Genomic DNA, 13,261 nt, shown 5'->3' on the forward strand with positions numbered 1-13,261 from the left:
TTGGTTACGCTAAGTGTTTACCACCAAGCTTCAGCTTGGATACCGAATACATATTCTGTATCGTCGCCGTTGAATGCATCTTTGTTTTCAGTATCTAGGATATAAGAGCCGTAAACGCGGATTTCAGGACGAGCCCAGAAGCTGTCACCCATAGCCCAAGCTTGAGCTACTGTGAATTTAGCGTTACCGAAGTCTTCTTTCGCTAGACCACCGTCAGCAATGCGCTCACCAGCGTTGTAGCCAGCTTCAAATACTGTGCGCATTGTGTCGTTCCACTTGTACATTGGACGAACTACAGCAGAGTACTGGTCGATGTCAAAAGTTTTGCCTGTCGCCTTATTAGAGTCGTCACCGTCGCCACCAATTTGACCACCGATATCGCTACCTGCTAGGTAAGCTAGTTGGTGACCCATTTCCCAAGATTCGCCAAGGTTCATTACACCCCAGTTGATTAGACGGAAACCAGATGCTTCGTTGAATGCTTCAGTACCACGTGCGTAGTAAGAACCAGAACCCCAGAAGTTTGCAGCTTGTACGCCGTAACCGTTAGTACCGTACTGAAGTACTGTTTGGTGGAAACCGTTGCTTGTTCCTTGATGTACAATTGCAGAAGCTAGTAGGCCGTCGTCAGCAGACTCGCTTGCGTTATCTGAATCAGTTGCGAAGTTGTACGCTAGTGCTAATTCTAGAGATGCATCTTGCCATAGGCCGATGTTCGCTAGACGAGCATCAAAGATGTAGCCAGTTGAATCATCAGTCGCGCCATCTTGGATTAGTGCAACAGATAGTTTTTGGTCACCGATTGAGATGTTTTCAACACCACCACCAGTACCAGATGTGTTTAGGAAGTAGAAGTCAGTGATATGGATATCTTTACGTTGGTAGTATGTTTTACCAGCCCAAAGAGTCGCTTCTTGGTCGAAAGATAGAACGCCTTTCGCTTTAACTGCGAACTGAGCAACGTTAAAATCAGAATCTTCCCAACCATTTGCGCCTGGTGCACCAGAAGCAATCATTGACTCAACGCGCCACGTTTGCTCACCAGTTTTTAGTTCTTCAGCTAGGCCAAACTCAGAGTAGTTGTCATTTTCGTTACCTAGACGACCAATACCGTTTTTGTTAACTGATACATCACCATTACCGTTGCCGCTGATACCAGTACCAGCACGCATGTAACCATTAAAGTCAACAGCGAACGCAGAGCCAGCAGCTAGCGTAGTCGCCACTGCAGCAGCAATCAAACTTACTTTTTTCATTCTTAACTCCATTAAGGACGATTTATTTTAGGTTTTTATATTTTTGCTCTCTTGCGGCAACCAAAGGCAGTTATGGTAGTCGTAAGATAGAGAGGTTTAGGGTTTCCCCTGATTCGTTTCAACGGGGTCAATATTAAGAGGGGATGACAAGTTTGACTTCCTCCACCCCCAACTAAATTAAGGGGGACTAGAGGGGAGTAGAAAATATACAGAATGGTGTTTTAAAGAGGTAGATCACTTAATCTAGGAGGAGTAGACAGCACGAAGATCTAATTATTCAGCATAAGTGAGATCTACTTCAAATATATAATTTGAACTTCATCGATCAATTATTTTTTTAACCGTAATTAATCTGTGAAGATGCTTGACCTTACTGTGACAAAGCCTTTTACTAATAGTTCACTGATGTTGATAAACGAACAAGAAATCAAGCAATGACTAGAACGCTCGCTCGCCCTTATCCGCTAGGCGCAACGCTAGGTAACACTGGCTGCAACTTCTCTATTTATTCTCCTGACTGTAAATCTCTCTCACTCGCTCTTTTTGATGAGAACGATGAATTCACAACTTATAAGTTGGACAATGAATACGCTGATATTCGATATGTATTTATCGAAGGTATTAAGGCGGGGCAAAAATACGGTTTTATCGCAGAAACAGATAATGGTCCAATATTACTTTCTGATCCTTATGCTAAAGCGATAAGCGAGCCGCTCCACTACACCACGCCTTATAGCAATGAGAAAAGCTTTGCGATGGCAAAGTGTGTAGTTGTTGATGATACCTTCGATTGGCAAGACGTCGAAAAACCACGAATTAGCCGTGAAGAGACGGTTCTCTTTGAAACGCATGTTAAAGGCCTATCTCAACTTCACCCTGAAGTAGCTAGTAATACCAAAGGCCGTTATCTGGGGTTAGTGAGCCCAGAGATGCTTGCATTCTACAAGCAACAAAACATCAACTCTCTACAACTTTTACCCATAGCTGCCTGCATGCACGAACCCCACCTGCTTGATATGGATAAAGTGAACTATTGGGGCTACAACCCTTATTTGTTCATGGTGCCAGACCCTCGCTATGCAGAAAAAGACGCCGTCACAGAGCTCAAAACAGCCATTCGTGAGCTACACCGCAATGGTATCGAGGTGATCTTAGATGTGGTGTACAACCACACAGCAGAAGGCGGCGAAGGTGGTACAACCTTTAACTTAAAAGCACTAGATAGCCGAACTTACATCAAGCACGGCTGCCATTATGCAAACTTCACAGGCTGTGGAAACACCGTCGACCTTACCCACCAGCCAGCACTCAACCTAGTCATGGACACGCTTCGTTACTGGGTAAGCGAATTCCAAGTCGACGGCTTCCGTTTTGACTTGGCAGCCACACTGGGGCGCGAAGGTGACAACTACAACCCTGAGGCTGCTTTCTTTAAAGCCGTAGCTCAAGACCCTGTACTAAAAGAAACTAAGTTAATTGCAGAGCCGTGGGATATTGGTCCTAATGGTTATCAGGTGGGTAATTTCCCACTTGGTTGGAATGAATGTAATGACAAGCTGAGAGACATCACACGTAGCTTCTGGCGCGGTGATCAGGGTTACCTAAAAGAGTTTGCTACACGCCTAATGGGATCTCGTGATATCTACAGTGCAGCGCACTGGCCTTACAAACTAACCGTCAACTACATCACTTACCATGATGGCTTCACCATGCAAGACCTTGTCTCGTACAAGCACAAGCACAATGAAGAAAATGGTGAGAATAACCGCGATGGGCATGGTGATAACCGTTCTGAAAACTACGGTGTTGAGGGTGAAACCGAAAACCTCTTGGTTATCGCGACTCGTGAAAAGCAGAAACGTAACTTCATGGCGAGCCTGCTGTTTGCTTTCGGTATTCCACACATTCTGACAGCAGACGTGTTATCTCATACTCAAAAGGGTAACAATAACGCTTACTGCCAAGATAGTGAGACGAGTTGGCTGAACTGGGAAGATTCAGAACGCAAGACCTACTTCAAAACATGGCTGTCAGAGATGATCGCCGCACGTCAGCAATACATGGTGCCTTTTATCAAGGCGTTCAGTGGCGAGAAACGTAACTCTAACCGCATCTTCTGGAGCCGTGTCGATGGCACGCTGATGGAGCATGATGATTGGAACCGCTTAAGTTCAGTGGCACTGCACCTTGGCATAGGTAAAGATGGCGACGAACTGATTTACCTCATCAACCAAACCAACGCCCCAGCGCGCTTCAGCTTACCCAATGATCGTGAACAAAACTGGGTGACGATATGTGATACCAACCTGAGAAATGTAAAACCAGGTCACGCTGAAGGGGAACTGTTGTTATCTCCAACATCGATGGCGATTTTGCACTACTCACCAAACAAAACAGGGTTAAGTGAAGGTTAAGCTCACTCAATAAAAAAGCAAAATCCATAAAAGCCAGCTATGTTTTCAGCTGGCTTTTTTGTTAGCTGAATATCACAAAACTCATTCTTTTATATGGAATCATTTGCATTGATGTGATTAATAAAACTGTTTAGTATGGCCGTACTATAAAAATGAATCTATCACGTCTTTGGATATCATGGCTTTACCTAAAACACTTATTCGGCTTTTTAAACCATACATAATCTTATTAACCGGAGGAATGCTTTACCTCGCAGCAGCTCAATTAGAAAAAGTAGAGACCGCAGCAACCAACCAATCAGCATCAAACATTCGCATCGCAAGCGCGACTATTCGTTCCAACATAGAGGCCGTATTCGGTAAACTCTATTTCTTAGAAACCAGTCTGGGCATACCTAACGCCACCGACTTTAGCGACCAAAAATTTCGCGAACTTAGCGATAATATTCTAAAAAGAACACCGAACTTCTCCGATATCATTCGATACCAACCTAACTCCCAACATTATGTCTCCACTCGTGGTCTTCCTCTCTCCAATGAACAAATCGCCACAATACAATGGCATTCAATAGACGGTGTTGTAGAAGATTTCTACATCTCTTCCGTTTACCAAAAAGCCGATGGACGATGGGTTTTCGCCGTTAAACACACTGCAGAAAAGCTCAACGAAGAAATCTGGATTGAGTTTGATTTAATGCATACCACGCAAGGTTTAAGAGATTTAAAAACGCTGAATAATGGCTATGTATTTGTTGTAGACAGGGCAACAGAGCGACTGGTATTCCACCCGGATCCACAGCGTATCGGTTCTAAGTCCATCAGCTTCCATGCAGGGATCAGCCACCAACTATCTCAAGGTGAATTGGCGGGCAAACATGAATACTACTATCAAGATAACTTCAAAATATCGGTATTTGACGCAGACAACAGCTTAAATTGGGTGTTCATTGCGGGCACTGATCGCCATGACATCTTAACCAGCTCACATCAATTTACGTTGACGGGCTTAGTACTGGGCTCACTCCTGCTATTGTGGATTGGTGCCAACTATCTGGCTTATCGTTTAAACGTCTCTTTGTCTCAACTCAACAAAGTGGAAGACCTTGCGAGTTTTAAGCGCAAACTGAAATCAATTTTAGATAACTTTACCTACCACAAAGGTATTCAATTCTGTCTCTACCAACCAGAGAACCACTCATTCAGTACACTTGATTATCATGGAAACAAATCGACAGTGCATTGTGATAAATCGCTCTCTGAACGTTTTGTCGCAAACGCCATGGTTTATCGAAATGGTAAGGACGCCGATCCTCTCGCACGCAAACTAAAAATAGACCAACGTCACTACTGCATTCCTTTGTACTCACGTCAGCAATTGATTGCTGTGTTGTATGTGAATGCGCGCTTGCCGATCAGCCAGAGTATTCTGCGTATGATCAGAGATTACACCGAAGTCTCACTGTCTAACTTACTGCTTCAGCACCAGTTGAGTAGCAAGGACTTGATGACGCAATTAGACAACAAAAGTAGCTTTAATATTGCACTGGAAAACTACGCCAACCAGCCTGAAACCTATATCGCTCTACTCGATATCGATAATTTTGACCACGTGAACCGTGCTTATGGTGAAGCTGTGGGTGACAAGATGATCAAGCTGACAGCAGAAGCACTACGCTCGTACTTTCCGAAGCCTAAAGGACTATGCCTTGCTCGTGTTGGAGGCAAAGAGTTCGCAGTATTATTTAAAGCAAACGGCGCCAACGACGCCAAGCTCCAACTAGACCAGTGCCGAATTGGCGTAGCAGAGAAAACTATTGTGACGCCAGACATCAGCCTCTCTTTAGGCGTGAGTGTCGGCTTTTCACAAATAGAGGGAGAGCCAGATACAGCTCTAGCACTGGCGGAGCAAGCAAAGCTGATTGCTCAACAGCTTGGAAAGAATCGAGTTGAAGGCCACATCAGGGCAGTTGCTAAAGCATCATAGGCAACAGCTAACGCACTCATATCGCACCGTTTGGTATGATACCGATAACAACAAAGCACCTAGGATTCATACCCTAGGTGCTTTTGTTTTTATGGAAAGTCATTACAATGCGCGTTCAACAAGACAATACCTCATTTCTAACGACACGAGCCTTATGAAGCTAAGTAACCGACTGCAAACTCTCCATTCCCTTGTCAGCAATGACTACCAACATATTTGGGACTGTTGTTGTGATCACGGTTTCTTGGGTGTCCAACTGTTGGCGGATAACAAAGCGCCTCACATTCACTTTGTCGATATTGTCCCGTCTCTGATGAATGAACTGGAAGGCAAGCTAACACGTTACTTTCCCCAAGATAATTCAGAGCAACAAACGGTTACCAGCCAATGGCAAGTCTACTGCATGGATGTCGCCGCTATCCCGCTTGAGAAACATACTGGCAAACACCTGGTGATTATTGCGGGCGTCGGTGGCGATCTTACTCAAAAGCTCGTAGATGTTATTCATCGCCAACACCCAGACAAAGCGATCGATTTCTTGCTGTGCCCTGTGCATCAGCAATTCGAGTTGAGAAGCCATTTAAAGGCGCTCAATTTTGGACTCATTGATGAAGTGTTGATTGAAGAGAACCGTCGTTACTACGAGGTTTTATTGGTGAGTAATAACCAAGGCGAGGCAGAAAAGAGCCAAACCGTTAGCGAGATATCAAACGTGGGTGACAAGATCTGGGCACCAAGTTGTGATGAACAAGTGAAGGTATCACAGCAATACAAAGCCAAAACACTGCAGCACTACTTGCGTATCCAACAAGGCCAGGAGAAACAAGGTAAACCTAGCCAAGTAAAGCATATTATTGATGCTTACCAGGCGGTTAAGCCATAGTAAGCACTAACTTAATGGTTTGAATATTAAGAAAGTCAAATTAATAAAAAAGCCGATAGTTCAATGAGCTATCGGCTTTCTTAATAATATCGATTCAGTTTCAGCTTACTGTTCTTGTTTCTTATAAAGCTTATCAGCCTCATCAACTGTCTCTACCTCAGAAGGCTTCTCAACCCCATAGACCGTATCAAGGTAGGCGTCTTTCTCTTTCCACGTGTTGTTCAACCAATTGTGGAAGCGACGTTTAAATGCCTTGTCTTCAAAGTAATTACCATTCACGTTCTCATCCATTGGATGCAATTTAATACGCACAACGACCTTCGTCATTTTGCCCTTCAGCATATCTTCAAACGGAGAGGTTTGGTTTTCAGGGTAAGCTAGCGTCACATCCACGATGCCATCTAAGATTGGGCCCATTGCAGATAAAGCAAACGCCACGCCCCCGGTTTTCGGCTTCAATAAGTGGCGATAAGGGGTCTTTGCTGACGCAAGTTTCTCGTGGTTTGCACGAGTCCCTTCAACAAAGTTAACCAATGTTGTCGGCGCTAGCTTGAACTTAGCACACGCTTTGTTGATTGCATTGAAGTCATCATTACGGCGTTCTGGGTTACGTAATAGAAACTCACGAGAGTGGCGTCTCATGAATGGCATATCTAAGCCCCAGCATGCCAAGCCAACAAATGGTACGTACAACAGTTCATGTTTCAAGAAGTACTTCGTCATCGGCATTTTGTCTTTCAAGATAGAAGACAAAATCACAATATCTGCCCAGCTCAAGTGGTTCGACATCATCAAATACCACTGCTTGGTCGAAATATCTTCCCCCCCTTCCACTTGCCATTCGATATCGTTATTGGCGTTCAACATCCATAAATTAAGAGAAGCCCAGCACCAGAATGTGAAGTTAGCTAAGCGAGTGCATGATTTTTGAACGACAGAGATTGGCAAAATCAGTTTGATTAGGGCAAACAGACTCACAGCCAATGCGGTGAATGCAGTATTAATGGTCACGAACAATACGTTCAAGGCCATACGAAGATTATCAAGCATAAAACACAGTTATATTGAGAACGAAAGCCGCCATTATACGCATCTATAAATTATTCTCTTCAGTAATTGATTGAATATCCTAGGGGTCAAACCACTCAACCTATGCTAACGATGTTCAACCAGCTAAAGCCTATTAAAACGAAACCAAAAACACACAGATAAGTCATTTAGACACCATTGGTATATTGTCTTTTTGACAACATTCGATCCAACAACCACCCTCCAAACCAGTATTGATAAGCATTCTCATTATTGGCATGGTACGTGCAACTCTAAAGTGTAAATAGTTGAGTATCCTTAATGAGATAACTTCTCTTCTTAAAGGTGGATGATATGACAGATATTCCTCATGGTTTAGTTACAGGCAAAGTCCTAAACAAGACAGAATGGACAGATCAATTATTCTCGCTCCAAGTCAGTGCTCCTGTCTCACCCTATCAGGCAGGTCAGTTTACTAAGCTTGGCTTGCTCAATAACGAAGGTGAGTTCGTGAGACGCGCTTATTCCATGGTGAATGCACCAGAGCATGAGCAAGGCCATCAACATCTAGAGTTTTTGATTATTAAGGATCAGAACGGTCAGCTCTCGCCTCAGCTTCACGAATTGCAAGCTGGCGATGACATCTTTGTCGGCAAAGACCCAAGTGGTTTCATGACATTAGATGAGATCCCAGAGATCACAGACGATCTATGGATGCTTTCAACCGGAACCGCGGTAGGCCCGTTTATCTCAATGCTTGAGAGCATGCAGATACAACAGAATGAGTTGGCTTCAGACAAAGCCTCTTCATTCAAAAATCTGGTTCTGGTGCATGCCGTAAGAACAGAGCAAGACCTCACTTATCGAGATCGTATCACTCAACTCGTTGATCACTTTCAAGGGAGACTTAAATATGTGCCAATTATTTCTAGAGAATCAGTTACCGGAACTTTGCGCGGACGAATCCCAAGTTTGTTACTTGGAGGCGACCTCGAGCAAGCCACGTCTGTCACTTTCAATCAAACCCGCAGTTTCTTCTACCTTTGCGGCAATCCGCAAATGGTTCATGACACAAGTGACGCACTAACAAGTTTAGGTTTCGAAAAGCATCTACGTCGAAAGCCTGGTCAATTCAGCAGTGAAAATTACTGGTAAAGATAGGCCACCTAAAACACCAAAGTACCTATTTCAAAGAACAGTTAAAGTTAAATAAGAGGTTTTATATGAGTCATTTACGTATTCCTTCTCACTGGAAAATCCAACGTTCAACACCGTTTTTCACTAAGGACAACATCCCAGCAGCACTGCTCAATCATCACAATACAGCTGAAGGCGTGTTTGGTCAGATCTGCGTAATGGAAGGCACGGTGACCTTCTATGGTTTTGCTGATGCTGAAGCAACAGAACCAGAAACCGTTATCACTATCGAAGCAGGGCAATTTGCCACCAGTCCACCTCAATATTGGCACCGAGTAGAGCTGAGTGACGACGCACAATTCAACATTAACTTCTGGTCAGAAAAAGAGACCAAGAAGATGTTCAACACTCGAAAGTAATATCTATTCGATATTGATGAACTTATAAGCAAACTACATCGTAATGTGATTTTTGATGTTCAGTAAATAACAGCAAGAGACCAAATAACCATAGTAATTACAATGACTAATGGTGATAGACAAGAGAAAAAAACTCTAGCACACTGAACGAAGTTGTTAGGGCGTGTTGACCTTTCGAGCTGATTTTTGCGGCGAGTGGCTGGGTATTTATACAAGGCAGAGGCGTCGATGTGTAGCTAGCCTACATGAGAAGCCGATAACGCAGTAGAAATGACCAGCAAACGCTGCCCGAAGGGTTCGGCTAAAAGCGTTTTACTCTTTGTTGAGGGGGATTTACTTAGAGTGACTAGGCTACTTCCCCCTCGCCGCGATTAAAACGCTTTTATCTCGAACAAAATTTAACCACGAAAGGTCAACACGCCCTAGCTTTTACCCCTTATCAAATAAACATAATTGGGGTATTCATTTTTTAGGTAAGAGAGGAAGCCATGCTCAACATTGCTTTTTTTAGCTCAAAATCATATGACGAAAAATCATTCAACCTTGCGAAAGGCGAACTCAACGCTGAGTTTCATTTCCATGATTTTCGCCTCACCACAACCACAGCGAAAATGGCGCACGACAACGAAGTGGTTTGTGCATTTGTAAACGACGACCTATCGCGCGAAGTACTAGAGATTCTTGCACAAGGCGGCACCAAGCTGATTGCAATGCGCTGTGCTGGCTTTGATAAAGTCGACCTAGACGCAGCCAAAGAGCTTGGCTTGCAAGTGGTTCGCGTTCCTGCTTATTCACCAGAGTCGGTAGCAGAACACACTGTCGGCATGATGATGTGTTTGAACCGTAAACTTCACAAGGCATACCAACGCACTCGTGATGCAAACTTCTCTCTAGAAGGCTTGGTTGGATTCAACTTTTACGGCAAAACTGTGGGTGTGATTGGCTCAGGTAAGATTGGTCTAGCAACGATGCGTATTCTGAAAGGCTTGGGCATGAACATCCTATGTTACGACCCATACCCAAACCCACTAGCCGTTGAGCTAGGCGCTAAATATGTAGAGCTAGACGAGCTTTATAAAGAGTCTGATGTGATTTCTCTGCACTGCCCGATGAGTAAAGAGAACTACCACCTATTAGACGCGACAGCGTTTGAGAAAATGAAAGATGGCGTGATGATCGTCAACACCAGCCGTGGTGAACTACTGGATTCAACGGCTGCTATCGAAGCGCTTAAACAAAGTAAGATTGGCGCACTTGGTCTTGATGTGTATGACAATGAGAAAGAGCTGTTCTTCCAAGACAAATCTAACGATGTCATTGTCGATGACGTATTCCGTCGCTTATCTGCTTGTCATAACGTGCTGTTCACTGGCCACCAAGCTTTCTTGACCAAAGATGCTCTGTTCAACATTGCTAATACAACACTAACCAGTGTTGACGCTTTTTTTGCAGGCAACACAAGCGGCAATGAGCTTGTTCAATAACGGACGGAGTTAAAAACAAACTCGCTCTACAAATATAAAGCCACGCTACCCCTAGTGAGCAGCGTGGCTTTTTGGTTTATGCCTGTATCGTAAACAGAACTAGATGCAGAAGTGGCAGTCCTCGATATCTAAGCCATAGGTCCCTTTGCGAATCGCTAAGTGTTCTTCCCCTGCTTTCAAGCCCATCTGATAGCCTGCATCCAATACCGCTTTATCCATGGTGAGTCGCTTAACTGCGAACGCCTCAGGTGGCGCTATCACCTTAATAGTCGCATCTTTTGGAGGATTACGGATGAACTCCAAAGATTGGTTATAGTTTTCGGCACGCACCGCCATCGACTCTGCAATGTTAGGGAATTTCTTTAACAGCTTTTTCAGCATCCATTGATACTTCTGCGGCTTCATTCGGTAGCTCAATGGATGAGAAAGAATCACAGTAATCTCGCGCGCACCACGGCGATAAGCTTCACGAACTGGGATTGAATCTGCAACACCACCATCGGTATAGCAACCACCAGAGAAACACGGTGTCTCACGATAAGCGATAGGTAAAGCTGTTGTTGCTTCAACTACATTAGAAAGGTTTTCTGGCTTAATGTGATAGTAGTCTGCACTGCCTGTGTCGACGTTAGTCACCGCAGCAATCAGTGGAATGCTTGAAAATAGCTCTCCACAATCCAGTGGGTAGCGTTGGTTTGATTCATTCCATAACCACTTCACGTCAACCAAGTTGCCACCTTTAGCAAAGCGGGCTGGGTTAAAGAAAGTTTTATCAGTCGCCATCGTGGTAATCACACTGTAGCTACGTTTTGGCGCCTGAGATAAGTAACCAACCAGATTAGACACACCCGCAGATACACCAATCGCAAAATCATAAGGACGAAAATCGTCTTGCATAAAGGCGTCTAATACTCCGGCTGCAAAGATGCCTCTCATTGCCCCACCTTCAACGATTAATGCACTTTTACTCATCTCAAACTCTACTACTTTATAAACTGATAGCCGTAGGATAATCCCACCCAAATCATAAAGATAATGGGCATAATTTATTACTTCGATAGGGAAAAACTATCGTTAGGTAATTGTCTAAGATTCAATAGTTTACTTATACCAATGATATAAAAAAGGCCATTGAGTATTTAACTCAACGGCCTTCCATTTAACTAAATCAAGCTTATTGATTACGAATTAAATTCGCTTACATCGATTTCAAGCAATTTACCAATGCCTTCACCGTATGCTGGATCAGCTTTGTAACAGTGTCTTAGGTGACGCAGTTGAATCTCTTTAGGCACGCCGCCTAGGTTACGAGCTGTGTTATCAAACAGAATCGCTTGTTGTTCTGCAGTCATTAAGCGGAACAGATCACCCGGTTGTGAGAAGTAATCTTCATCTTCACGGTGGTCCCAGTGTGCTGCCGCACCATCCAAGTTCAATGCTGGTTCTGCAAAGTCTGGTTGCTCAGCCCATTGGCCTTCATTGTTTGGCTCATAGCCTAATGTGCCACCAAAGTTACCATCTACTCGCATCGCACCGTCACGGTGGTAGCTGTGGACAGGGCAACGAGGGGCGTTCACCGGAATATGCTGATGGTTCACACCTAAACGGTAGCGCTGCGCATCACCGTAAGCAAACAAGCGACCTTGTAGCATTCTATCTGGAGAGAAACTGATACCCGGAACCACGTTTGCAGGGTTGAATGCAGACTGCTCAACTTCAGCGAAGAAGTTTTGCGGGTTACGGTTCAATTCAAACTCACCCACTTCAATCAATGGGTAATCTGCGTGTGGCCAGATCTTAGTTAGATCGAATGGGTTGTAAGGTACTTTCGCTGCATCCGCTTCTGGCATCACTTGAACTTTAAGTGTCCATTTCGGGAAGTCTTGGTTATCGATGCTTTCTAGCAGATCACGTTGGTGACTTTCACGATCTTCGCCGATCAGCTTCGCTGCTTCAGCATCCGACAAGTTCTTAATACCTTGCTGAGATTTGAAGTGGAATTTAACCCAGAAACGCTCATTATCACTGTTGATAAAGCTAAATGTGTGACTACCAAAACCGTGCATGTGGCGGTAAGTCGCAGGGATACCACGATCACTCATTACGATAGTGATTTGGTGAAGAGCTTCAGGTAGAGAAGTCCAGAAATCCCAGTTGTTCTTCGCGCTACGCATGTTAGTACGTGGGTCGCGTTTCACTGCATGATTTAGATCTGGGAATTTAAGAGGATCGCGTAAGAAGAACACAGGCGTGTTGTTACCCACCATGTCCCAGTTACCTTCTTCAGTATAGAATTTCAATGCAAAACCACGGATATCACGCTCTGCGTCAGCCGCGCCACGCTCGCCCGCTACTGTCGTAAAACGTGCAAACAAGTCGGTTTTCTTACCAACTTCAGAGAACAGTTTTGCCTTCGTGTATTTGGTAATATCGTGGGTCACGGTAAATGTACCGTAAGCACCTGAGCCTTTTGCGTGCATGCGACGCTCTGGAATCACTTCACGATCAAAGTGAGCCAATTTCTCTAAAAACCAAACATCTTGTAGAAGCTGTGGGCCACGTTTGCCCGCCGTTTGAACATTCTGGTTATGAGCAACAGGACAACCCGCAGCTGTAGTTAGTTTTTTACTCATGGTCTATTCCTTAAGGTAAAAG

General features: G+C 44.3%; 10 protein-coding genes. 6 read left to right on the forward strand and 4 right to left on the reverse strand.

The features are described from left to right. Positions 1 to 17: 17 nt before the first annotated feature. Entirely contained in the window at positions 18 to 1,256 is a 1,239-nt protein-coding gene (gene lamB / locus OH460_RS12310; RefSeq protein WP_008215900.1) for a maltoporin LamB, read from the reverse strand. A gap of 434 nt (positions 1,257 to 1,690) precedes the next feature. On the opposite strand from lamB, the gene glgX reads away from it, so the two are divergent. From glgX to OH460_RS12325, 3 genes are all read left to right on the forward strand, one after another. Beyond that, positions 1,691 to 3,670: a glycogen debranching protein GlgX gene (glgX, locus tag OH460_RS12315; protein ID WP_269997425.1), complete on the forward strand. Its 1,980-nt coding sequence runs from the start codon at positions 1,691 to 1,693 to the stop codon at positions 3,668 to 3,670. A 241-nt stretch (positions 3,671 to 3,911) separates the two neighbouring features. Continuing rightward, positions 3,912 to 5,654: a sensor domain-containing diguanylate cyclase gene (locus tag OH460_RS12320; RefSeq protein WP_008215902.1), complete on the forward strand. Its 1,743-nt coding sequence runs from the start codon at positions 3,912 to 3,914 to the stop codon at positions 5,652 to 5,654. 154 nt (positions 5,655 to 5,808) lie between these two features. Beyond that, entirely contained in the window at positions 5,809 to 6,537 is a 729-nt protein-coding gene (locus tag OH460_RS12325; protein ID WP_269997573.1) for a tRNA (adenine(22)-N(1))-methyltransferase, read from the forward strand. A 105-nt stretch (positions 6,538 to 6,642) separates the two neighbouring features. Here the strand turns inward: OH460_RS12325 and OH460_RS12330 are convergent, their stop codons facing one another. Beyond that, positions 6,643 to 7,587 carry an acyltransferase gene (locus tag OH460_RS12330; RefSeq protein ID WP_269997428.1) on the reverse strand — a complete coding sequence of 315 codons (945 nt, stop codon included), beginning with the start codon at positions 7,585 to 7,587 and terminating at the stop codon, positions 6,643 to 6,645. Positions 7,588 to 7,920: 333 nt separating this feature from the next. Here OH460_RS12330 and OH460_RS12335 point away from each other — a divergent pair, with 333 nt between their 5' ends. The 3 genes from OH460_RS12335 to OH460_RS12345 all read left to right on the forward strand — a co-directional run bounded on the left by OH460_RS12335 (position 7,921) and on the right by OH460_RS12345 (position 10,606). Next, positions 7,921 to 8,721, forward strand: a complete 801-nt coding sequence (locus OH460_RS12335) for a ferredoxin--NADP reductase (RefSeq protein ID WP_269997429.1) — start codon at positions 7,921 to 7,923, stop codon at positions 8,719 to 8,721. A gap of 68 nt (positions 8,722 to 8,789) precedes the next feature. Next, positions 8,790 to 9,122, forward strand: coding sequence for a DUF1971 domain-containing protein (locus OH460_RS12340; protein WP_004740404.1), 333 nt, complete (start codon positions 8,790 to 8,792; stop codon positions 9,120 to 9,122). A 488-nt stretch (positions 9,123 to 9,610) separates the two neighbouring features. Continuing rightward, on the forward strand, positions 9,611 to 10,606 hold the full coding sequence (locus OH460_RS12345; RefSeq protein WP_008215907.1) for a 2-hydroxyacid dehydrogenase: 996 nt from the start codon (positions 9,611 to 9,613) through the stop codon (positions 10,604 to 10,606). A 99-nt stretch (positions 10,607 to 10,705) separates the two neighbouring features. On the opposite strand, the gene OH460_RS12350 is transcribed toward OH460_RS12345, so the two are convergent. Continuing rightward, positions 10,706 to 11,578 (reverse strand): patatin-like phospholipase family protein, encoded by an 873-nt coding sequence (locus OH460_RS12350; RefSeq protein WP_268665371.1) that lies wholly within the window; start codon positions 11,576 to 11,578, stop codon positions 10,706 to 10,708. 209 nt (positions 11,579 to 11,787) lie between these two features. After that, positions 11,788 to 13,239, reverse strand: a complete 1,452-nt coding sequence (locus OH460_RS12355; protein ID WP_061032112.1) for a catalase — start codon at positions 13,237 to 13,239, stop codon at positions 11,788 to 11,790. Positions 13,240 to 13,261 lie beyond the last annotated feature (22 nt).

This window comes from Vibrio sp. Makdt (assembly GCF_027587015.1).
Classification (GTDB): Bacteria; Pseudomonadota; Gammaproteobacteria; order Enterobacterales; family Vibrionaceae; genus Vibrio; species Vibrio chagasii_B.

What these genes read in the sequence shown, in the direction of transcription:
- lamB (WP_008215900.1), bottom strand. Translation starts at nt 1,256, where the DNA reads ATGAAAAAAGTAAGTTTGATTGCTGCTGCAGTGGCGACTACGCTAGCT.
- glgX (WP_269997425.1), top strand. Translation starts at nt 1,691, where the DNA reads ATGACTAGAACGCTCGCTCGCCCTTATCCGCTAGGCGCAACGCTAGGT.
- OH460_RS12320 (WP_008215902.1), top strand. Translation starts at nt 3,912, where the DNA reads ATGCTTTACCTCGCAGCAGCTCAATTAGAAAAAGTAGAGACCGCAGCA.
- OH460_RS12325 (WP_269997573.1), top strand. Translation starts at nt 5,809, where the DNA reads ATGAAGCTAAGTAACCGACTGCAAACTCTCCATTCCCTTGTCAGCAAT.
- OH460_RS12330 (WP_269997428.1), bottom strand. Translation starts at nt 7,587, where the DNA reads ATGCTTGATAATCTTCGTATGGCCTTGAACGTATTGTTCGTGACCATT.
- OH460_RS12335 (WP_269997429.1), top strand. Translation starts at nt 7,921, where the DNA reads ATGACAGATATTCCTCATGGTTTAGTTACAGGCAAAGTCCTAAACAAG.
- OH460_RS12340 (WP_004740404.1), top strand. Translation starts at nt 8,790, where the DNA reads ATGAGTCATTTACGTATTCCTTCTCACTGGAAAATCCAACGTTCAACA.
- OH460_RS12345 (WP_008215907.1), top strand. Translation starts at nt 9,611, where the DNA reads ATGCTCAACATTGCTTTTTTTAGCTCAAAATCATATGACGAAAAATCA.
- OH460_RS12350 (WP_268665371.1), bottom strand. Translation starts at nt 11,578, where the DNA reads ATGAGTAAAAGTGCATTAATCGTTGAAGGTGGGGCAATGAGAGGCATC.
- OH460_RS12355 (WP_061032112.1), bottom strand. Translation starts at nt 13,239, where the DNA reads ATGAGTAAAAAACTAACTACAGCTGCGGGTTGTCCTGTTGCTCATAAC.